The sequence below is a fragment of the Novosphingobium resinovorum genome, from assembly GCF_001742225.1.
Classification (GTDB): domain Bacteria; phylum Pseudomonadota; class Alphaproteobacteria; order Sphingomonadales; family Sphingomonadaceae; genus Novosphingobium; species Novosphingobium resinovorum_A.
The window spans coordinates 259,853-279,090 of sequence record NZ_CP017075.1; the positions used below are offsets into that span (position 1 = coordinate 259,853).

The 19,238-nt window shown below is 64.1% G+C and carries 24 protein-coding genes and 1 tRNA gene; 14 read left to right on the plus strand and 11 right to left on the minus strand.

The annotated features are described in order from the left end of the window. The first annotated feature begins 47 nt into the window (after window positions 1-47). Window positions 48-788, plus strand: coding sequence for a proteasome-type protease (locus BES08_RS01045; RefSeq protein ID WP_008829097.1), 741 nt, complete (start codon window positions 48-50; stop codon window positions 786-788). A 134-nt stretch (window positions 789-922) separates the two neighbouring features. Here the strand turns inward: BES08_RS01045 and BES08_RS01050 are convergent, their stop codons facing one another. Next, window positions 923-2,203 (minus strand): cytochrome P450, encoded by a 1,281-nt coding sequence (locus BES08_RS01050; protein WP_069707458.1) that lies wholly within the window; start codon window positions 2,201-2,203, stop codon window positions 923-925. Window positions 2,204-2,394: 191 nt separating this feature from the next. Here BES08_RS01050 and BES08_RS01055 point away from each other — a divergent pair, with 191 nt between their 5' ends. Further along, entirely contained in the window at window positions 2,395-3,660 is a 1,266-nt protein-coding gene (locus BES08_RS01055) for an amidohydrolase family protein (RefSeq protein WP_008829095.1), read from the plus strand. A gap of 131 nt (window positions 3,661-3,791) precedes the next feature. On the opposite strand, the gene BES08_RS01060 is transcribed toward BES08_RS01055, so the two are convergent. Continuing rightward, window positions 3,792-4,481: a DUF2490 domain-containing protein gene (locus BES08_RS01060; protein ID WP_069707459.1), complete on the minus strand. Its 690-nt coding sequence runs from the start codon at window positions 4,479-4,481 to the stop codon at window positions 3,792-3,794. Between the two features lie 143 nt (window positions 4,482-4,624). On the opposite strand from BES08_RS01060, the gene BES08_RS01065 reads away from it, so the two are divergent. Next, entirely contained in the window at window positions 4,625-4,813 is a 189-nt protein-coding gene (locus tag BES08_RS01065) for a hypothetical protein (protein ID WP_008829093.1), read from the plus strand. A 4-nt stretch (window positions 4,814-4,817) separates the two neighbouring features. On the opposite strand, the gene BES08_RS01070 is transcribed toward BES08_RS01065, so the two are convergent. The 7 genes from BES08_RS01070 to BES08_RS01095 all read right to left on the minus strand — a co-directional run bounded on the left by BES08_RS01070 (window position 4,818) and on the right by BES08_RS01095 (window position 10,109). Continuing rightward, window positions 4,818-5,357 (minus strand): nucleoside 2-deoxyribosyltransferase domain-containing protein, encoded by a 540-nt coding sequence (locus BES08_RS01070; RefSeq protein WP_069707460.1) that lies wholly within the window; start codon window positions 5,355-5,357, stop codon window positions 4,818-4,820. 2 nt (window positions 5,358-5,359) lie between these two features. Continuing rightward, window positions 5,360-6,121: a hydroxyacylglutathione hydrolase gene (gene gloB / locus BES08_RS01075; RefSeq protein ID WP_069707461.1), complete on the minus strand. Its 762-nt coding sequence runs from the start codon at window positions 6,119-6,121 to the stop codon at window positions 5,360-5,362. Between the two features lie 46 nt (window positions 6,122-6,167). Continuing rightward, on the minus strand, window positions 6,168-6,569 hold the full coding sequence (locus tag BES08_RS01080) for a VOC family protein (protein WP_069707462.1): 402 nt from the start codon (window positions 6,567-6,569) through the stop codon (window positions 6,168-6,170). A gap of 132 nt (window positions 6,570-6,701) precedes the next feature. After that, complete coding sequence (rpsA, locus tag BES08_RS01085) at window positions 6,702-8,414, minus strand: 30S ribosomal protein S1 (protein ID WP_008829090.1); 1,713 nt, start codon at window positions 8,412-8,414, stop codon at window positions 6,702-6,704. Window positions 8,415-8,671: 257 nt separating this feature from the next. Then, window positions 8,672-8,926: a hypothetical protein gene (locus tag BES08_RS01090; protein WP_008829089.1), complete on the minus strand. Its 255-nt coding sequence runs from the start codon at window positions 8,924-8,926 to the stop codon at window positions 8,672-8,674. A 12-nt stretch (window positions 8,927-8,938) separates the two neighbouring features. Then, complete coding sequence (locus BES08_RS34460; RefSeq protein ID WP_256434545.1) at window positions 8,939-9,067, minus strand: hypothetical protein; 129 nt, start codon at window positions 9,065-9,067, stop codon at window positions 8,939-8,941. Window positions 9,068-9,104: 37 nt separating this feature from the next. Next, entirely contained in the window at window positions 9,105-10,109 is a 1,005-nt protein-coding gene (locus tag BES08_RS01095) for a beta-1,6-N-acetylglucosaminyltransferase (RefSeq protein WP_231958122.1), read from the minus strand. Between the two features lie 218 nt (window positions 10,110-10,327). On the opposite strand from BES08_RS01095, the gene BES08_RS01100 reads away from it, so the two are divergent. Continuing rightward, window positions 10,328-10,831, plus strand: coding sequence for an Mpo1 family 2-hydroxy fatty acid dioxygenase (locus BES08_RS01100; protein ID WP_069707463.1), 504 nt, complete (start codon window positions 10,328-10,330; stop codon window positions 10,829-10,831). On the opposite strand, the gene BES08_RS01105 is transcribed toward BES08_RS01100, so the two are convergent. Further along, window positions 10,819-11,445: a (d)CMP kinase gene (locus BES08_RS01105; RefSeq protein ID WP_069707464.1), complete on the minus strand. Its 627-nt coding sequence runs from the start codon at window positions 11,443-11,445 to the stop codon at window positions 10,819-10,821. The genes BES08_RS01100 and BES08_RS01105 overlap by 13 nt on opposite strands. Next, window positions 11,442-12,758: a 3-phosphoshikimate 1-carboxyvinyltransferase gene (gene aroA, locus BES08_RS01110; RefSeq protein WP_069709105.1), complete on the minus strand. Its 1,317-nt coding sequence runs from the start codon at window positions 12,756-12,758 to the stop codon at window positions 11,442-11,444. The genes BES08_RS01105 and aroA overlap by 4 nt, the downstream gene beginning before the upstream one ends. A 221-nt stretch (window positions 12,759-12,979) precedes the next feature. Here aroA and BES08_RS01115 point away from each other — a divergent pair, with 221 nt between their 5' ends. From BES08_RS01115 to rplS, 10 genes are all read left to right on the plus strand, one after another. Beyond that, window positions 12,980-13,303: a TIGR02300 family protein gene (locus BES08_RS01115; protein ID WP_008829084.1), complete on the plus strand. Its 324-nt coding sequence runs from the start codon at window positions 12,980-12,982 to the stop codon at window positions 13,301-13,303. A gap of 390 nt (window positions 13,304-13,693) precedes the next feature. Continuing rightward, window positions 13,694-13,769 (plus strand) — tRNA-Ala (locus BES08_RS01120). A 161-nt stretch (window positions 13,770-13,930) separates the two neighbouring features. Then, window positions 13,931-15,385, plus strand: coding sequence for a signal recognition particle protein (gene ffh, locus BES08_RS01125; RefSeq protein WP_036522535.1), 1,455 nt, complete (start codon window positions 13,931-13,933; stop codon window positions 15,383-15,385). Window positions 15,386-15,422: 37 nt separating this feature from the next. Next, window positions 15,423-15,854, plus strand: coding sequence for a 30S ribosomal protein S16 (rpsP, locus tag BES08_RS01130; protein ID WP_069707465.1), 432 nt, complete (start codon window positions 15,423-15,425; stop codon window positions 15,852-15,854). 3 nt (window positions 15,855-15,857) lie between these two features. Then, window positions 15,858-16,373, plus strand: coding sequence for a ribosome maturation factor RimM (gene rimM / locus BES08_RS01135; RefSeq protein ID WP_083274559.1), 516 nt, complete (start codon window positions 15,858-15,860; stop codon window positions 16,371-16,373). Between the two features lie 54 nt (window positions 16,374-16,427). Further along, window positions 16,428-16,706, plus strand: a complete 279-nt coding sequence (locus tag BES08_RS01140) for a hypothetical protein (RefSeq protein ID WP_069707467.1) — start codon at window positions 16,428-16,430, stop codon at window positions 16,704-16,706. Next, window positions 16,703-17,080 carry a type II toxin-antitoxin system VapC family toxin gene (locus tag BES08_RS01145; RefSeq protein ID WP_197524412.1) on the plus strand — a complete coding sequence of 126 codons (378 nt, stop codon included), beginning with the start codon at window positions 16,703-16,705 and terminating at the stop codon, window positions 17,078-17,080. The genes BES08_RS01140 and BES08_RS01145 overlap by 4 nt, the downstream gene beginning before the upstream one ends. Window positions 17,081-17,163: 83 nt before the next feature. Further along, window positions 17,164-17,631, plus strand: coding sequence for a hypothetical protein (locus BES08_RS01150; RefSeq protein ID WP_069707468.1), 468 nt, complete (start codon window positions 17,164-17,166; stop codon window positions 17,629-17,631). Between the two features lie 338 nt (window positions 17,632-17,969). Then, on the plus strand, window positions 17,970-18,716 hold the full coding sequence (gene trmD, locus BES08_RS01155; protein ID WP_069707469.1) for a tRNA (guanosine(37)-N1)-methyltransferase TrmD: 747 nt from the start codon (window positions 17,970-17,972) through the stop codon (window positions 18,714-18,716). After that, a complete protein-coding gene (gene rplS, locus BES08_RS01160) occupies window positions 18,713-19,078 on the plus strand; it encodes a 50S ribosomal protein L19 (RefSeq protein WP_008829168.1) in 366 nt (121 codons plus the stop codon). Before trmD ends, rplS begins: the two co-directional genes overlap by 4 nt. The last annotated feature ends 160 nt before the right edge of the window (window positions 19,079-19,238 follow it).

Below are 19,238 nucleotides of genomic sequence, written 5' to 3' on the forward strand. Positions count from 1 at the left end.
GGTGGGGTACGGGCGGCACGGGTTTGCACGGGGTTTGACGTAGTACCATGACTTATTGTGTCGGCATGATGCTGGATCGCGGGCTCGTCCTGATGAGCGACACGCGCACCAATTCGGGCGTCGACAACATCTCGACCTTCCGCAAGATGGTCCACTGGGAAATTCCCGGCGAGCGGATCATCTCGGTCATGACGGCGGGCAACCTCGCCACCACGCAGGCGGTCATCAGCCAGCTGGAAGAGCGCACCAAGGCCCCTTCCGAGCGGCACAATTCGCTGCTCGAGGCACCGACGATGTTCAAGGTCGCCTCGATCGTGGGCAACCTGCTGCAGGACATCATCGAGGAACGCGCCACCGACAACGGCCAGAAGGCCGCCGCCGGAACCTTCAGCGCCTCGATGATCGTGGCGGGCCAGATCAAGGGCATGGAACCGCGCCTGTTCCTGATCTACCCCGAGGGCAATTTCATCGAGGCCAGCTTCGACACACCGTTCTTCCAGATCGGCGAGACCAAGTACGGCCGCCCGATCCTCATCCGCGGCTACGACCGCGACATGAGCTTCGAAAGCGCGGTGAAGCTGATGACGGTGTCGTTCGATTCGACGTTGAAGGCGAACTTGTCGGTGGGCCTGCCACTTGACCTGCTGGTGATCGAGCGGGACAACTTCACCCCCCGGCACGAGCGGCGGATCGACGCTTCGGACCCGTACTTCCAGTCGGTGTCGACCAGTTGGAGCGAGGCGCTGCGCAATGCGCTGGACGGGTTGCCGGATTATCGGATGGGTTGAGGGCTTCGGTTTAGGCCCACCCCGCTGCGACTAGTTCGCTGCGCTCACAAGTCTCGCGGCCCTCGCGTAAACGGGAGGGCAAAGTGCAGGTCTCTCATTCCCCTCCCGTTTACGGGAGGGGGCAGGGGTGGGCCTCAGGTCTTTACATCCCACACCAGCGGCAGGTTACGGATCGAGAGCAGCCCCGGGAACACCGTCGTATCCGCACCCGGTTTCGCCCGGAACTCGGGTATGCGGCTGAACCATTCCTCCAGCAGTACCCGCAACTCGCGCCGTGCCAGGTGCGCGCCAAGGCAGATGTGCACCCCGCCGACGAAGGTGAAATGCCGGTTGGCCTTGCGCTCCGGATCGAACGTGCGCGGATCGTCGAAGCGCGCCGGATCAAAGTTGCCCGCCGGGTTCAGGCACTGGAACGAATCGCCCTTGCGCACCTGAACCCCGTGCCATTCGAAGTCCTTCGTCGCCGTCCGCGTGGATGACAGGATCGGCTGTGTGCGCAGGAATTCCTCGACCGCGCCGTTGATAAGCTCGGGCCGTTCGCGGATCGTGCGCTGGATTTCCGGCTGGAGCGCCATGCGCCGGAACATCTGCGCGATCGTCGCGGCCACGGTGTCCAGCCCGCCGAGCCAGAGGAACCAGACCATGCCGATCTTCTCGTCCTCGGTCGGGGGTCGGCCCTCGATCCGGCCATGGGCGATCGCGGAGACGAGATGGCCGTCCGGCGCGCGCTCCTTCTCGGCAATGAAAGCGCGCAGGAAATCGAGAACTCCGCGCAGCGCCGCCTGCATCCTGGCAAGGTCGCCCGAGTGCAGGATTTCCCACTCCCAATCGAGGAACTGCTCGAACATCTCTTCGGGAAAGCCCATCAGGCCCATGAAGATGCGCACCGGATAGACCCGGCCGAAGTCCCAGGCCATGTCCACTTCGCCCTTGTCGGCGACGGCGTCGATCATCTCGGTCACGACCTTGCGGATGCGCGGTTCAAGGTCGCGGGTGATCCGCGCCGGGCTGAAATACGGCATCAGATAGAGCCGGTACTTCTGGTGGTCCGGCGGGTCGATGGCGAGAGGGATCGACTTGAAGGTCTCGCCGATCAGGCGCTGGAACTCGGCCGTCCCGGCGTTCGAGAAGTGGTCGTTGTCGGTATAGACCCGCTCGATGTCGGCATAGTGCGAGACCACCCAGTTGCCGCGCTGGTTGCCCGAAATCGCGCCGAGGCCATGCCGCATCGGCGGATTGTAGAGCAGACGGGGAATATCCTCGCTGTTGAGCCACGCAAAGGGCTCGTAGGGATCGACGAGGTCGTTAGGTTCGCTGCCGTTCGCGAAGGACAGATCTACGATGCGGTCCTTCGGTACGTTGTCCGGCGCTTCGTAGTCCACGCGGATGTCGTCAAGCGTTCGCGATTGTGGCATGTTCGTCTCCCGGATGAATAGATGCCGGGATGGCCGCTCCGCAACAAGAGGGCCGCAAGCGAGACAAGCGACGCAATCCCGCCGTCTCGCGCCTCGCAATGCCAGTCATCGTCCCGGCGTTGCCCTGCGCGATTGTGCGAACCCGGCCCGGTTGCGAAATGAGAGGCAATTGTTTTTCGGGAGATTGAGTGATGGCCGAGTCTGAAACCCAGGAGATGGCGCAGAACGCGCGCAAGTACTGGTCGGCGGATGGATATAGCGAAGGCGGCGTGATCCGCGAGGTCGATTATGCCTCGCAGTCTGGTGGCCTCGACCCGATGTTCGAAGGTATTAAGATCGTCGATACCGACACCCACATCACCGAGGCGCCGGACCTTTTCACCAGCCGCGCGCCAGCGGGCTGGAAGGACAAGATGCCCCGCGTGGAGCGGGTCAACGGCACCGACCGCTGGTTCGTGGGCGACCGCGACTTCGGCACGCTGGGCGGCAACGTCATTCGCGCCGACAACAACAAGCTGCTCGGGCGCCTGGCCTTCCCGAAGCTGGAGCAGGCGCATCCCGGGGGCCATGAACTCAAGGCGCGCCTGCAGGCGATGGACGATATGGGCGTCCATGCGCAGATCTGCTTCCAGAATTCCGGCGTGACGCAGGCTGGTTCGCTGATGAGCCTGGGTGACCTCGACCTCGCGCTCAAGGTCATCCAGATCTACAACGACGCCTCGGCCGAGTTCCAGGAGACCTCGGGCCAGCGCATCTTCAACATGGCGCATCTGCCGTTCTGGGACCAGAAGGCTCTGGAAACCGAGGCGAGGCGCTGCCACGATCTCGGCCTCAAGGGCTTCGTGCTGCCCGACACGCCTGAGCGCGTCGGCGTGCCCAGCTTCAATTACGAATACTGGACGCCGTTCCTCGAGATGTGCGAGGCGACCGGCATGCCGCTGAACTTCCACCTAAACGCGGCGATCGATCCCAACACCCTGACCTGGGAAGGCTTCCAGTTCGAGCAGACGCTGTCGGTGGTGGCGACGATGTTCTCGATCGGTAACGCGGCGACGCTGGGTAACTGGATGGTCTCGGGTCGCCTCGACCGGCATCCCAAGCTCAAGATCGGCCTGATCGAAAGCGGCGCGGGCTGGGTGCCCTTCGCGGTCGAGGCGCTGGAGCACCAGTTCCGCGAAATGCTGCCGATCAAGCGCGATGTGCTCAAGAAGCAGCCCTGGGACTACTTCCGCGATCACTTCTTCTGCACCTTCTGGTTCGAGAAGATAGCGCCCAAGTATCTGCTGGAGATCATCGGCGTCGACAACGTCATGTTCGAGACCGACTTCCCGCACCCGACCTCGCTCTATCCGGGCGTGCAGGAGCACCTGAAGGACGTGTTGGGCGGCTATGACCACGCGACCCGCAAGAAGGTGCTGCAGGACAACGCGGTGCGTTTGTACAACCTGCCGTTCTGACGCCGGAGAATCCTCCCCGTTCCGAAGGAATGGGGAGGGGGACCGCCCGCGTAGCGGGTGGTGGAGGGGAGAACCCCCTCCGTCAGCCCTGCGGACTGCCACCTCCCCATCGCTTCGCGACAGGGAGGATGTTAGTGCCGGTAGAACAGCGTCACGGACGCCACGTGGTTCATCCGCGTGCGTCCGCGGGTCTGATCGATGGTCTGATTCAGATAGCCCAGTTCCAGCGTCGAGGCGCCGGGAAGGCCCACTTCCGCACCGACGAAGCTGCGCAGCTGGTCGAAGCCGCTGCGTGCGCCCCAGTCGGTGTCGTTGAGCGCCACGAAACCTTCGGCATAGACCAACGCATTCACCGCATCGCTGCCGGCCTTGAGCGGGTGTTCGTAGCGGATCATCTCGCGCAGGCGCCAGCCCACGTCGCTGCCGTCCGAACGCCAGCGCTGCTCCAGCCGCGTGCGTGAGGACAACTCGCCGCCGAAAGGCTTGCCGAGGGCGAGGTTCAACTGCTGAAAGCTGCGCTCCTCGTTGATGTCGCGGCCGCCGTCGACGGGCGACACGATATGCGCGTAGCCTTGGTACAGAGTGGCCGAGGACGAGAGCTTAACCCCCACCGCTCCGCGCAGCAGCAGGGCGTCGAGGCGCGAGATGCCGTCGCCGATGCGGGGCTGGAATTCGGCGAAATAGACCACGTCGCCGGAAATCGGTCCCATCGCCGTGAGATTGATCCAGGCCTGCTCGTCCTGTGTCGTTTCCGCGTGAACGGAACTGGAGGTCAACACGGCGGCAGCGGTCAGGGCGAGGTGGGCGAGGCGCGAAATCATGGCGCGGCGATATGGCTGGAACGTGTCGCATTCATTGCTGGGGCGTCAGGTCTTGTATCGCCGACAGTCTCGCAAAGCCCTCTTTCGCGAAGGATGATCCCGCACTAGTCTGGCTGTCCAATAATAAGCAGGAGAGGTGTCATATGTTCGTGAAGCTAACCGGGGCAGACCGCACCGCGACCGCCATCAACGCCTCGCAGGTGACATTCGTGTCCCAGGTGACCGAAGGCACCCGCATCCGTTTCGGCGAAGGGCGTTCGGTCACCGTGGTGGAGCCGCTCGACGAAGTGATCGAGCGGCTGAACAAGACACTCTCCTTCCCGGAGACCTGAAGGGCTATTCCGCTTTCCAGCGCTTCAACCGGGCGCGGACTTCGGAGACGAGGTCCTCGAAGGCCGCGACCCGGGTGATGCCGTAACGCTCGGCGGTGATGTCGACGTTACCCTTGCGCCAGAAGCCGTCGGGGCACAGCAGCACGATCCTGCCGCTGCGCCCGTGAAGGCCCAGTTCGAGCAGGCTGATCGGGCTCTGCGTGCCGGGTGCGAGGTACATGACGATCACGTCCGCGCTGTCGAGCGCGGAAAGCTCCCATTCGACCTGCTGGCGGAAATGCGGCTCTTCGGCCACGGGTTTCCACGCAGGGTCCCAGTCCGGGCGGCGCGGGTTGAGGAGGATCGCGGGCTGGTCGGCGAGCGCGGCGATCAGGTCCGCCTGCCAGTCCCGCGCGACGCCCATCTCGATGCTGCCGCCGAGGAATACGCGCGGCCGGTCATGCGAGGACGGTAGCGGCGTGGGCGATACGATGACTTCGGCGGCGAGAGCAGGCGAGGAAGCGAGCGGCAGGGCCATGAGCGCGGCGGCGACGCTTTTCAGCACGGTCAGAACGAATCCTTCGCACTGCGCAGCGCTGCGAACGTCGCCACCGCGTCGCCGGAATGTTCCCAGCGCTTCTGGAGGGCGGGGTCGTCGGCGCGCAGGAAGGGATTGGTGCGCAGTTCCCGCTCCAGCTTGGTCGGCACCGTCGGCAGGCCCTTGTCGCAGCGGCGGGTGATTTCCTCGGCGTAGGCCTGGAGGTCGGCGTTGTCGGGATCGGCATGGAGCGCGAAGCGGGCGTTCGACGCCGTATATTCGTGCGCGCAGTAGATCATCGTCTCGCCGGGCAGGGCCTTGAGGCGCTTGAGCGACGCCCAGAACTGCTCGGGGTTGCCTTCGAACATCCGGCCGCAGCCGAGCGCGAACAGGGCGTCGCCGACGAAGGCGATGCACGATCCGGGCAAGTGGTAGGCGATGTGGCCATTGGTATGCCCGCCGACGTCGATCACGAAAGCCTGCCGGTCGCCGATGGTGACGATGTCGCCCTGACCGACAGTGCGATCGACCGCCTCGATCTTGTCCGCGTCCCCGGCCGGAGCGGTTACGCGGCAGCCGGTGACCGCCTTGATCGCGGCATTGCCGCCTGCGTGATCCGGGTGCCAGTGGGTGTTCCAGATCTGGGTGATCTGCCAGCCCTTCCGGCCCGCCTGTCGCAGATATTCATCGGCGTCAGGGGTGTCGATGCAGACGGTTTCCTGGCTCACCGGATCGTGCAGCAGGTAGCCGTAGTTGTCGGACAGGCAGGGGAACTGGTGGACTTCGAGCATGGCACTCTCCTTGCGAGGGCTATCCTTGCGAGAGCGATGTAGGTCCTCAGTCGGGCTCTGGAAAGGGCAGGGAGAGCTGCCAACTGACGCCGTGCACATCGCTGAGCCACGTGAACAGAGCCGCGAACTCGTAGCCGTCCAGCGGCATCATCACCTTGCCGCCTTCGCCCAGGACTTTCGCGGCGTGGCGAAGCTGCGCCTCGTCCTCGCAATCGACGAAGATCGAGGTCGCGGGGGTGAAGGTGAAGGCGTGCGGGATCGGGCTGTCGAACACCCGCCACTCGGTGCCGCCGAGCGTGAAGCGCGCGGAGGAGAGCTTACCCTGCGCCTCGCCGCCGGAGTGGCGCTCCAGTTCCGTAACCTTGATGTGATCGGGAAACGCACGCTTCCACAGGATCAACGCTTCCTGCGCATCGCCCTGGAACATGAGGAAGGGAGTGGCTTGCATGGTTTTCGATCCTTGCCCGGCTCGCAGAAACAAAGCGGGCGGGGCATCGCGGTTCCCCAAAAGCAAAAGCCCGCCCGGATCGCTCCGGGCGGGCTTTCACTGTTTCAGCTTCGATGAAGCCGAAGACCGTTCTTACGAACGCGCCTTCAGGGCCTCGCCGAGGATGTCGCCGAGCGAAGCGCCCGAGTCCGACGAACCGTACTGCTCGACTGCTTCCTTCTCTTCGGCCAGCTGGCGGGCCTTGACCGAGAAGTTCGGCTTCTTGGAACGGTCGAAACCGGTGACCATGGCGTCCAGCTTCTGGCCGACCTGGAAGCGGTCGGGGCGCTGCTCGTCGCGGTCGCGGCCGAGGTCCGAACGCTTGATGAAGCCGGTGGCGCCATCGTCGCCAGCCTGGACTTCCAGGCCGCCGTCGCGAACTTCGAGAACGGTGACGGTGACGACCTGGCCGCGGCGCAGGTTGCCCTCAGCCGAGGAACCGGTGCCGCCGGCAGCCGGAGCACCACGCTCAAGCTGCTTCATGCCGAGCGAGATGCGCTCCTTCTCGACATCGACGTCGAGAACCACGGCCGAGACCTGCTCGCCCTTGCGGTGCAGAGCCAGCGCGTCTTCGCCCGAGATGCCCCATGCGATGTCCGACATGTGGACCATGCCGTCCACGTCGCCATCGAGGCCGATGAACAGACCGAATTCGGTCGCGTTCTTGACTTCGCCTTCGACCTGCGAGCCGACCGGGTGACGCTCTGCGAACGCTTCCCAGGGGTTCTGCTGGGCCTGCTTCAGGCCGAGCGAGATGCGGCGCTTGTCCGAATCGACTTCGAGAACGACCACTTCGACTTCCTGCGAGGTCGAGACGATCTTGCCCGGGTGGACGTTCTTCTTGGTCCAGGACATTTCCGAAACGTGGACGAGGCCCTCGATCCCGGCTTCCAGCTCCACGAAGGCGCCGTATTCGGTGATGTTGGTGACCGTGCCCTGCAGCTTCGCGCCGACCGGGTACTTGACGCCAGCGCCTTCCCACGGATCGCTTTCCAGCTGCTTCATGCCGAGGCTGATGCGCTGGGTTTCGCTGTTGATGCGGATGATCTGCACCTTCACGGTGTCGCCGATGGCTATCACTTCGCTCGGGTGGTTGACGCGCTTGTAGCTCATGTCGGTGACATGGAGCAGGCCGTCGATGCCGCCGAGGTCAACGAACGCACCGTAGTCGGTGATGTTCTTGACGACGCCGTCGATGACCTGGCCTTCGCTCAGCTTGTCGATCAGCTCGCTGCGCTGTTCGGCGCGGGTCTCTTCGAGGACGGCGCGGCGCGACACGACGATGTTGCCACGGCGACGGTCCATCTTGAGGATCTGGAAGGGCTGCGGCACGTCCATCAGCGGGGTGACGTCGCGCACGGGGCGGATGTCGACCTGCGAGCCGGGGAGGAATGCAACGGCGCCGTCGAGGTCGACGGTGAAGCCGCCCTTGACGCGGCCGAAGATCACGCCTTCGACGCGCTTGCCTTCGCCGAACTCGCTTTCCAGCTTGTCCCAGGCGGCTTCGCGGCGTGCACGGTCGCGCGACAGCATCGCTTCGCCGTCGGCGTTCTCGACGCGATCGACGTAAACTTCGACTTCGTCACCGACCTTCAGGCCGTGGTCGTCTTCGCCACGAGCGAACTCGCGCAGCGACACGCGGCCTTCGCTCTTGAGGCCCACGTCGATGACGGCCTTGTCGTTCTCGATCGCGGTGACGGTGCCCTTGACGACGCGGCCTTCGAAGCCGTCGTCAGCGACGCCGCCGAGCTGCTCGTCGAGCATCTTCGCGAAATCGTCGCGGGTCGGATTGGCAACAGATGCCATCAACACATTTCCTTCGTTCGATTTTTCCGGCCTGGCGGTTGTATCCGCCGGTCTTTTCTCCGCTGCCTGCACCATGCAGGAAAACGGGCCAAAGGGGCCGAACTGCCACGGCGGCCGGATGCCGTTCGCGGCGCCCCTGAGGCAGATGCCTTTCGGGACCCGGGGCCATTACGCGCGAGGGGGCGGAAATGCAAGGGATTTGGCATTTCCCGTGACATCGACGGCCCCGCAACGACCACGGTGCGCAAGCGGCGGCGTCACACGTGTCCGGGACCTATGTGCTGGCCTTCACCGACCTCGTCGGCTTCGAGCGCGAACTGCAGGACGATGGCAGTATCAAGCTTGTCGAGCGGGGTCAGTTTGGCATCGCGTTTTTCGGCCGAGATGGCTTCTGCCTCCCAGGCTTTCGCTGCAGCCATCGCGATACCCCGGCGGTTTTCGAGCGGCTCGCTGAGGGCTTTCGCGCGCTGCAGCGCTTCTTGCTCTCTGCAGAAAGTTGCTGACATGCGCATTTTGTTGCTCCCTTAGCGCTTCATGTTTTGAAGACCGGCGACCACGCCCGGCTTTTCGGTCGGCTTCGACGCGTTGGTCTTCGGCTTTGCCGCCTTGGGCTTGCGGACTTCGCGGTTCGATTTTTTCTGCGACTTGGCCATGTTCGTTCTTCCTGTGCTGGTTCGATGGAGCGCGCCGTCAGGCGGCGACGACGTCCGGCAGGCTCGAAAATGCGGCTGCCGGACGGTAGATATTTGCCGCTTCCGAGCACAGATGGCGTTCGAGCAGCGAGAGAATCGTGGTGTCGGTCTCCGCGTCGAACTTGCGCGCGAACAGGTCTGGGCTTGCCCGCAAGCGGTCGATGTCGCGTTCGTCGTAATTGCGCGGGCGCAGCTTGATGTCACCATCGGGGACCCAGTCTATCATCCGCAGATCGTCGTTCATGACGATGCCGTGGTCGCCGCCGTTCATCATCACGGTCTGGAAGAAGGCTTCGTCCGCGATAAAACTGTTGCGATAGAATGTCTTGAACGAGTCGGCTCGCCGATCATGGCAGACATATTCGCAGAAGCTGCGGGTCACGGCCTTCCACTGAGTGCCGATGAAGGGGGTGCTGCCCGCGGGGTAGGGGCGGGCGGCTCCCGGCGTCAGCTTGCCATGCTCTTCGGTGAACCGATGGCTGATGCGATTCAGGGTGTCGGGCCGTTCCTGGCGCTGATCGAGCGCGCGGATGAACTGCCTGCCCGGATTGGCTGCAAAGAATTGACGGATGTAGTTCTGGCTTTTGAGAGGAAAGTCCTGGCCGGACAGGTTTATGTAATGTGTCCAGCGACCGTCCATTTCGAGGAGACGAGCCATTCCGCGCAGTTCCGCATCGACGAGGCTGTAGCCACCCCACAGCGCATTTTGGGGGTCGAGGATTGCGACCCCCTGATAGGGCTGCAGAAAGGACGCAATGTCATTCGCAAGGGCCTCGCCTGAGCTTTTGTCGACATGGATGACGTATTGATTTCCCGCTTGATAGATGGCCTCGAATAGCCGCTTGAACTGTGCCGGATAGCGGTGAACGAGCAGGAAATAAGCAATCATGCGGTTGTCCATTTCGAGCCGCGCATGACTGGCTGTCAAAATCCAGGCAATGGCGGCAACGTTTCCTGTCTCAGGAAAGCCGATCGAAAAGTATTTTTGATCGTGAAGAGACACCGCTGGACAGGGTTGCGACGAAATAAATTGCAACAGCGTGGCGAATACATGGCTATTCGCTGGAGATATTACAAGGTTTCCCGAAGGCGATGGTTTCACTCGATCAGGAGCAGCGCTCACGGGGCAGGGCGGGAAATTCCGTTTCTCGCGCAATGGGGCCGCCAACATCGCTGGCTGAATTTTTTCATGCCGCTATCATGTCGTTCGGGAGAAAAGAGATGTCCGAACGGCTCGTGTGCCATCTGGCGCAATATGCGGCGTATCACCGCGACCGGCGCAATGTCATGACGCACATGATCGGCATTCCGATGATCGTGCTGGCGGTCGAGGTGCTGCTGGCGCGGCCCCGGATCGAGATCGCCGGCATCGGCCTTGCAGCCGTCGACTTCGCCATCGTCGCGGTGTGCTGCTTCTACTTCACGCTGGACCGCAGGCTGGCCTGCGGCATGGCGGCGGTGCTTGCGGTGGGCAAGGTGATCGGCGGCAAGCTGGCCGAGCAGGATACCGCGACCTGGCTGGGCTGGGGGTTAAGCCTGTTCGTGGTGGGCTGGCTGTTCCAGCTGCTCGGCCACAAGTGGGAGGGGCGCAAGCCCGCTTTCCTCGACGACGTGCGCGGTCTGCTGATCGGCCCGCTGTTCGTGCTGGCCGAGGCGGTGTTCCACTTCGGCAGGCGGCTCGAACTGCGCGAAGCAATCGAAAGGCGGCTCGCTCAGGCCGACTGAACGAGCGCGTCCACGGCGGCGATGGCGGCGGCGATTGCTTCCTCGCGCTTGAGGGTGGAGGTGTCGATCAGCAGCGCATCGGCGGCGGCGGCCAGCGGGGCGTCCTTGCGGCCCTTGTCGCGGGCGTCGCGGGCGGCGAGGTCGGCGGCGATCTCTTCCAGCGAAGCGTCGCGGCCATGCGCCTGCATCTCAAGGAAGCGCCGCTGCGCGCGGGCCTCCACCGAGGCGACGACGAACAGCTTGGCCTCGGCCTCCGGCGCGATGACAGTGCCGATGTCACGCCCGTCGAGCACGGCGCCGCCGGGCTGGGTGGCGAAGCTGCGCTGCCGTTCGAACAGGGCCTGGCGTACGGCCGGGTGGATCGAAACGCGGCTGGCGAGGCCGCCGGTCGCCTCGGAGCGCAGTTCGGGATCGGAGAGCAGTTCGGGCGCGAACGTGCAGGCGGCCAGCGCATCTTCGGGATCGTCAGGGTCGCCGCCGCTCAACGCGCATTGGTGGCCGACCGCGCGATAGAGAAGCCCGGTGTCGAGATGCGGCAGGTGGAAGTGCGCCGCCAGCGCCTTGGCGATCGTGCCTTTGCCCGAGGCGGTCGGTCCGTCGACGGCGATGATCATGCGGTCAGGCCCTCCAGCATGGTTTCGAATACGGGGAAGCTGGTGGCGATCGGGCGCACGTCGTCCACTTCGACGCCTGCGCGGCTGGCAAGGCCGGCGACCGCCATCGACATGGCGATGCGGTGGTCGAGGTGCGTGGCGATGGTGCCGTTGGTGCCGACCAGCGGCTCGCCGCCGGTGCCGGTGATGATCAGGCCGTCCTCGGTCTCGCGCACCGTGGCGCCAGCGGCGGCGAGGGCGGTCGCCATGACGGAGATGCGGTCCGATTCCTTGACGCGCAGTTCCTCGAGGCCCGTGGTGGTGGTGACGCCCTCGGCCAGCGCGGCGGCGACGAACAGGACGGGGAACTCGTCGACCATGGCGGGCACGATCGCGGGATCGACATCGATGCCCTTGAGCGCGGAGTGCCTGACCAGCAAATCGGCGACCGGTTCGCCGCCGACCTCGCGCGGATTCACTTCCTCGATGGACCCGCCCATCTGGCGCAACACTTCGACGATCCCGGCGCGGGTGGGGTTGAGGCCGACGTTCTCGATTAGCACTTCGCTGCCCGGGATCACCAGAGCGGCGACGATGAAGAAGGCGGCGGACGAAGGATCGCCCGGAACCTCGATGGTCTGCGGCTCCAGTTCGGCCTCGCCCCGGATCGAAATAACCCGCGCGCCGTCGGCATCGGTCTCGACGGTGAGGTCGGCGCCGAATCCGCGCAGCATCCGCTCGGAGTGGTCGCGGGTGGGCACCGGCTCGATGACGGTGGTGATGCCGGGCGTGTTGAGGCCGGCCAGCAGGATCGCGCTCTTTACCTGTGCCGAGGCCATCGGCAGGCGGTAGCGGATCGGCACCGCCGGGCTGGCGCCCTTGAGGATAAGGGGCAGGCGGCCGCCTTCCGATGCCTCGAAGCTGGCGCCCATCTCGGAAAGCGGATCGATCACGCGGCCCATCGGGCGCTTGGAGAGCGAGCCGTCGCCGATGAAGGTCGCGGTGATCGGGTGGCTGGCGACGAGGCCCATCAAGAGGCGCGTCGACGTGCCCGAATTGCCCATGTCAAGCGGCGCTTCGGGCTGGAGCAGCGCACCCACGCCGACGCCGTTGACGGTCCAGGCGCCTTCCCCGGTGCGCGTCACGGTGGCGCCCATCGCGCGCATCGCGGCGGCGGTGGAAAGCACGTCCTCGCCTTCGAGCAGGCCGGTCACTTTCGTCTCGCCCACTGCCAGCGCGCCCAGCATGATCGAGCGATGGCTGATCGACTTGTCGCCCGGAACCCGGATTCGCCCTTTGAGCGGCCCGGTCGGCAGGAAGCGGCGGGGGCGCATGTTCAGGGTGTCGTGGCTCACGGGGTTGGACTTTCGAGGCTGGAATGCTGCAAAAACGGGGCGGCTTTTGACAGCGCCTGCCCGCTATGGCAAGGCGCGCGCCCTGATGCGGCCTTGCGCGCCTAATCTCGCGAGACTTGATTAAGTTCGCAGGCTTTCCCATCAAGACACGCAATTTACTTCGCCCGCGCCATCCGGAACGGGCCAGACGAGGACTTTCCATGGCCAAGGCTGAATGGGGCGCCAAGCATGGCTGCCCGAAATGCGGCACCCGCTTCTACGACCTGGGCAAGGATGACCCGGTCACCTGCATCGAATGCGGCAACGAATGGACCCCCGAGCCGGTGCTCAAGTCCAAGCAGCCGATTCCCTACGAGGAAATCCAGAAGAAGAAGGAAGTCGTCGAGACCGAGGACGAGGATCTGGCCGAAGAGGATCTCGACATCGATGACGACGGCGATTCGCCGGACAACGATGTGGACCTCGGCGGCGACGACGATCTCGGCATCGGCGCCGGCGGCGACGACGAAGACCACGACAACTGATCTGACACGGGGCTGGTCCGCTTTATAGCGAACCGGCCCCGGCTGATTCTGGGGTGCTTGTTCGGTGGCGCACGCTGCCGCGCTTTTGCTCCGCCAGTCATTCCCGCGAAGGCGGGAACCCATCTCCCGACGGCTCCTGTTGAACCCGCATCAGTTGGGCCACCCGCCTTCGCGGGGATGACGGGGGAGCAGGAGCGCAGGTGTGGTTTTGAACGGCGAGGCGGGCTTCAAAACTCGCTGCCGAAAAAAATCGACATCACGCAAATTTTCCTCTTGCCAAGTTTTCGGACCGCCCGTAGATGGCGGCCTCCCAAGCGGAGGCGCTTCTTCGAAACGCCGAAAACGAGGGAAACGGGTTGGTCCTCCCAGGGCTAACTTGCTGAAATGATTGGGGCCTTAGCTCAGCTGGGAGAGCGCCTGCATGGCATGCAGGAGGTCAGCGGTTCGATCCCGCTAGGCTCCACCATTTCGCTACATTGAAGTTTCGCATGATTGCGACACGCTGGTTGACGAGGTTTCGTCCACTGGCGTTTTTTGCTATCGGGTCATGCATCCGCCGGTCAGCGAGGTTTCGCCCACCGGCGTTTTTGGCGTGTTTCGCGCCGGATTTGAAGGAGTGAACGGCCTATGTTCGACAGTCTGTCAGATCGCCTTGGTGGCGTCTTCGACAAGCTGCGCGGCCGTGGTGCGCTCAAGGAGCAGGACGTTCTCGATGCCATGCGCGAAGTGCGCATCGCGCTTCTCGAGGCCGACGTCGCGCTGCCGGTGGTGCGCCGCTTCATCGATACCGTCACCGAAAAGGCCGTCGGCCAGAACGTCCTGCGCTCGGTCACGCCGGGCCAGCAGGTCGTCAAGATCGTCAACGACGCACTGATCGAGACGCTGGGCGGTGAAGAGACCCCCGGCCTCGATCTGGAAGCTGTGCCGCCGATCGTCATCATGATGGTCGGCCTTCAGGGCTCGGGCAAGACCACCAGCACCGCCAAGATCGCCAAGCTTCTCAAGGAGAAGCAGGGCAAGAAGGTGATGATGGCCTCGCTCGACGTGAACCGTCCGGCGGCGCAGGAACAGCTCAAGGTGCTGGGCGAGCAGGTGAGCGTCGCCACGCTCCCGATCATCGCCGGCCAGCAGCCCACCGAGATCGCCACGCGCGCCATGCAGGCCGCGCGCCTGCAGGCCGTGGACGTGCTGCTGCTCGACACCGCGGGCCGCCTCCACGTCGACCAGCAGTTGATGGACGAGATGAAGGCGGTCGCCGCCATCTCGACCCCGCGCGAAACGCTGCTCGTGGTCGATTCGCTGACGGGTCAGGACGCGGTTAACGTCGCGCAGTCGTTCGCGGGGCAGGTGGACCTCACCGGCGTTGTGCTGACCCGCATGGACGGCGATGCGCGCGGCGGTGCGGCGCTGTCGATGCGTGCCGTCACCGGTAAGCCGATCAAGTTCGCGGGCACCGGCGAGAAGATGGATGCGCTGGAGGTCTTCCACCCCAGCCGCGTCGCCAACCGCATCCTGGGCATGGGCGACATCGTCTCCATGGTCGAGAAGGCCGCCGAAGCGGTCAAGATCGAGGATGCCGAGGCGCTCGCCAAGCGCATGGAGCAGGGCAAGTTCGACATGAACGACCTGCGCATGCAGCTCAAGCAGATGCAGAACATGGGCGGTCTCGGCGCGCTGGCGGGCATGATGCCGGGCATGAAGAAGGCCAAGGCGGCGATGCAGCAGTCGGGCATGGACGACCGCGTCCTCCTGCGCATGGACGCGATCATCGGCTCGATGACGCCGAAGGAGCGCAGCAATCCCGCGCTGCTCAACGCCAAGCGCAAGATCCGCGTCGCCAACGGCTCGGGCACCCAGGTCCAGGACGTCAACAAGCTGCTCAAGATGCACCTGGAGATGTCCAAGGCCATGAAGCAGATCAAGAAGATGGGCGGCCTCAAGGGGCTGGCCGCGATGTTCGGCAAGGGCGGTCTCGATGCCGCGATGCCGGGCCTCGGCGGTGCCGGTCTCGGTCCCTCGGCCGGGGGCTTCCCCGGGCTTGGTGGCGGCGGGGCCGATCTCAGCAAATTCCTGAAACGATAATCTCAAATATTCCCAGAATTATAGAAAGGTAAGTCTCATGTCCGTTTCGATCCGTCTCTCGCGTGGTGGTGCCAAGAAGCGCCCGTACTACAAGATCGTCGTCGCCAACGCGACCGCGCCGCGCGACGGCAAGTACCTGGAGCAGGTCGGCACCTACAACCCGATCCTCGCCAAGGACGACGAGAACCGCGTACGTCTGGTCGAGGACCGCGTGCGTTATTGGCTCGGCGTTGGCGCCCAGCCGACCGACCGCGTTGCCCGCCTGCTCGACAAGGCCGGTGTGAAGGAGCGCGCCGCTACCAACAACCCGAAGCAGGCAGAGCCCGGCAAGAAGGCCAAGGAGCGCGCTGAAGACCGCGCGACCAAGCTGCGCGAAGCCGAAGAAGCCGCTGCCGCTGCCGCTGCAGCCGCTGCTCCGGCCGAGGAAGTTGCTCCCGAAGCAGCCACCGAGGAATCGGCCGAGGCGTAAGTCTTGGTACAGCCCGGTAAGGATCGCCCCGTCACGCTTGCCGCCGTTTCCGGCGCGCATGGCGTGATGGGGGAGGTTCGCCTCAAGCTGTTCGGTGAAGGCGTGGCTGCGCTCAAGCGCTACCGCGCCTTCAACGATTCCAGCCTCACTGTCGTGAAGCTGAAGGACGACGGCAAGGGCGGCGCGATCGCCCGATTCGACGAGGTGAAGGACCGCAACGCGGCGGAAAAGCTGCGCGGCACCGTGCTTACTGTCCCACGCTCGGCGATGCCCGCGCTTGAGGAGGGCGAGTACTATCACGCTGACTTTCTCGGCCTGCCCGCTGTCTCGGAAGAGGGCGAGGCGCTGGGTACGTGCGTGGCGGTCGAGAACTTCGGCGCGGGCGACGTGCTGGAGATCGAACGGCCGGTGAGCGAGGACGGCAAGCGCCGCCGCTTCATGGTGCCGATGACGCCCGCCGCCGTGCCCGAATGGAACGACGAGCGTATCGTCCTCAACGCGGCCTTCGCGGAAGAATAGCTCGCCTTGTCGCGTGCTGTCCGGCGATGTATATATACATTGCCGGAGCGCGTCATGGGCAAGGTATACACCACCAGAAGCTTCAAGTCGGGCAATTCGGTCGCGATCCGGATGCCCGCTGGTCTGGGTATCGAGCCGGACCGCGAATGGATCGCCGAATGGGTCGACGGTGACTTGCGCCTGCATGCCAAGGAGCAGCCAAGGCGCAAGATCGACGTCAGTGGCTTCGCGGGCAAGGCGCCCTGGCTCAAGCCGCTGCCACCGGAACTGCGCGAATTCGAGGAACGGCCGAGCACTATCGCTGCCCGCGAGAAGGCTGAGAGCGGCGAGTGACGCGCTATATGATCGACGCCGATAGCTCGATCTACGCGATGGTGGATCAGGCAAGTCCGGTCAATGCCCGGCTGGCCGATTGCGAACCGGGTGATGTGGTCATATCGACCATCAGTTTCGCCGAGATCGCATTGGGCGTGCAACTGCAGGAGCCGCCGCCGCCAGGAGTCCTCGAGGCATTTCTCGAAGCCGTGCCGCTGATGCCGTTCGATGAAATGGCCGCGCGCGAATATGCTCGGTTGCCGTTCAGGCGCGCCCGTTTCGATCGCCTGCTGGCCGCACACGCGCTGAGCATCGCTGCGATCGTCGTCACGAACAACGAAGCCGACTTCGCGGACGTGGCCGGGTTGAAGGTGGAGAACTGGACGAGATAATGCCGGGCGGCGCGGTCGGGAGAGAAGTCTGGCGACTGCTTCCGCCCCATTGCAGTCGTAGAACAACCTCGCATTATGCGGTGATGATCGACCGACAAAAAAGAGATGAAGCTGCCTCTCTGATCGCACGCTTTGCCAGCGGGGAGATCGACAGTGACGACTTGGAATCGGACTGGCCCACATCCAAAGAAGATCGAGCGTTGGAAGCTGTCGGTTCAATGCTCTGGCTGCATTACGATGATCACAAACCGCGTCTTGCAGTGGGAAAAGATGCAGCAAATCCAGAGGAACTGACGCTTTTCGCTCGATACCAAGCCTATCTGCACGGCGATTTGCCATACGAATGGCCCGAAGACAGCTTCATTCGTATTGAGGGTCTTGGCGCTTTGGTGCCGCTTTCATTGGGTTTATTGAGGCCAGTTGACCGGATAATCAAAGCGCGGAACGCCAAGATCGACGCGGCCATGGAGCAACACGGCGATCTAAGCGTATGGCCGTTTACAAGTCGGTCGCAGTGGGATGGAGAGCCAATCGCTCCCTATGTCCGCTAACCACCCAAACCAGACCTATCGATCCACGGTGGGCGGTGAGCTTTTCTTCGTGCCGGAATTCGCGCTCTGTCCTACACGTAGCGAGATCGGTAGCATGTCCCGCATGACCACACCGCCGTGCTTTTCCGACCTGTCACCTTGCGGTTCCGCCAAAGGTCACAGTGCTAACCATGAAAAAATAATAATATCAATTACTAATACCGAAAATCTCCGCTGGTTCACACACGCATCCGTGTCAACCGGACAAGACCGATGAGCAGGCCTCAGCCCTTCGTCGGCGCGGCCGGCTCCGTCGTCAGCACCTTGATCGCCGCGCGGTGTCAGGCCAAGGGCGTGCGATGACTTTCTCCACCACCGTGCTCACCCTCTACCCCGAGATGTTCCCCGGCCCGCTCGCCGTGTCGCTGGCGGGCAGGGCGCTGTCGGAGGGCACGTGGTCGATTGATCCCGTCCACATCCGCGACTTTGCCACCGACAGGCACCGCACCGTCGATGACACGCCCGCGGGCGGCGGCGCCGGGATGGTGCTCAAGGTCAATATCCTCGCCGCCGCCATCGACCATGCCCGCAGCGTCAACCCGGGCGCGCCGGTGATCGTCATGACGCCGCGTGGAAAGCCGATCTCGCAGAAGCGCATTCGCGAACTGGCGGACGGCCCAGGCGTCATCCTGCTGTGCGGCCGTTTCGAGGGCTTCGACGAGCGGATATTCGAAGGCCGCGAGGTCGAGGAAGTCTCGGTCGGCGACATCGTCCTGTCTGGCGGAGAATGCGCCGCTTTGATGGTACTCGATGCTTGCATTCGGCTGCTTCCCGGCGTAATGGGCGCCCCTTCCAGCGGGGCCGAGGAATCGTTCGAGGACGGTCTTCTCGAGTACCCGCATTATACCCGACCCACCGAGTGGGAAGGGCGCACGATCCCTGAAGTGCTGCGATCGGGGGATCATGCGAAGATCGCCGCCTGGCGGAAACGACAGGCGGAGGACGACACACGGTCACGCAGGCCGGACCTCTGGGAGCGTCACAGGGACGCTCGGGTTCAGCCTGCCTCTGGCGCGCGGCGAAAAAACGAGGATTTGGGTTCATGAACCTGATTCAGCAGATCGAAGCCGAGGAAATCGCCAAGGCTGCGAAGGATATCCCTGAGTTCCGTCCGGGCGATACCGTCCGCGTCGGCGTGAAGGTCGTCGAAGGCACCCGTACCCGCGTCCAGGCTTACGAGGGCGTGTGCATCGCGCGCTCGAACCGTGGCATGGGTTCGAACTTCACCGTGCGCAAGATGAGCTTCGGCGAAGGCGTGGAGCGCGTTTTCCCGCTCTACTCGCCGAACATCGATTCGATCACGGTCGTGCGTCGCGGTGTCGTGCGTCGCGCCAAGCTGTACTACCTGCGTGGTCGTACCGGCAAGCGCGCTCGTATCGCCGAGCGTCGCATCACCGACAACGCGTAAGCGAAAGCAGCGGCCCGGTCTCACCGCTGGGTTGCACGAAGAGGCGGTTCGGATTCGGGCCGCCTTTTTTCGTGTCTCCGATCCATTGATGTTCATGTTCGGCGGATCGGCTGGCGCGAGTCCTGCAAGCGAGTCGCAGCGCCGGGTTTTGTCCGATGCT

Coding starts and splice junctions, on each gene's coding strand:
- BES08_RS01140 (WP_069707467.1), top strand. CDS start 16,428: ATGGGCAAGGTATACACCACCAGAAGCTTCAAGTCGGGCAATTCGGTC.
- trmD (WP_069707469.1), top strand. CDS start 17,970: ATGACTTTCTCCACCACCGTGCTCACCCTCTACCCCGAGATGTTCCCC.
- BES08_RS01105 (WP_069707464.1), bottom strand. CDS start 11,445: ATGATCATCGCCGTCGACGGACCGACCGCCTCGGGCAAAGGCACGATC.
- BES08_RS01055 (WP_008829095.1), top strand. CDS start 2,395: ATGGCCGAGTCTGAAACCCAGGAGATGGCGCAGAACGCGCGCAAGTAC.
- BES08_RS01150 (WP_069707468.1), top strand. CDS start 17,164: ATGATCGACCGACAAAAAAGAGATGAAGCTGCCTCTCTGATCGCACGC.
- BES08_RS01115 (WP_008829084.1), top strand. CDS start 12,980: ATGGCCAAGGCTGAATGGGGCGCCAAGCATGGCTGCCCGAAATGCGGC.
- ffh (WP_036522535.1), top strand. CDS start 13,931: ATGTTCGACAGTCTGTCAGATCGCCTTGGTGGCGTCTTCGACAAGCTG.
- BES08_RS01050 (WP_069707458.1), bottom strand. CDS start 2,203: ATGCCACAATCGCGAACGCTTGACGACATCCGCGTGGACTACGAAGCG.
- BES08_RS34460 (WP_256434545.1), bottom strand. CDS start 9,067: ATGGCCAAGTCGCAGAAAAAATCGAACCGCGAAGTCCGCAAGCCCAAG.
- rplS (WP_008829168.1), top strand. CDS start 18,713: ATGAACCTGATTCAGCAGATCGAAGCCGAGGAAATCGCCAAGGCTGCG.
- rpsP (WP_069707465.1), top strand. CDS start 15,423: ATGTCCGTTTCGATCCGTCTCTCGCGTGGTGGTGCCAAGAAGCGCCCG.
- gloB (WP_069707461.1), bottom strand. CDS start 6,121: ATGCTCGAAGTCCACCAGTTCCCCTGCCTGTCCGACAACTACGGCTAC.
- aroA (WP_069709105.1), bottom strand. CDS start 12,758: ATGCGCCCCCGCCGCTTCCTGCCGACCGGGCCGCTCAAAGGGCGAATC.
- BES08_RS01060 (WP_069707459.1), bottom strand. CDS start 4,481: ATGATTTCGCGCCTCGCCCACCTCGCCCTGACCGCTGCCGCCGTGTTG.
- BES08_RS01080 (WP_069707462.1), bottom strand. CDS start 6,569: ATGCAAGCCACTCCCTTCCTCATGTTCCAGGGCGATGCGCAGGAAGCG.
- BES08_RS01045 (WP_008829097.1), top strand. CDS start 48: ATGACTTATTGTGTCGGCATGATGCTGGATCGCGGGCTCGTCCTGATG.
- rpsA (WP_008829090.1), bottom strand. CDS start 8,414: ATGGCATCTGTTGCCAATCCGACCCGCGACGATTTCGCGAAGATGCTC.
- BES08_RS01065 (WP_008829093.1), top strand. CDS start 4,625: ATGTTCGTGAAGCTAACCGGGGCAGACCGCACCGCGACCGCCATCAAC.
- BES08_RS01100 (WP_069707463.1), top strand. CDS start 10,328: ATGTCCGAACGGCTCGTGTGCCATCTGGCGCAATATGCGGCGTATCAC.
- BES08_RS01090 (WP_008829089.1), bottom strand. CDS start 8,926: ATGCGCATGTCAGCAACTTTCTGCAGAGAGCAAGAAGCGCTGCAGCGC.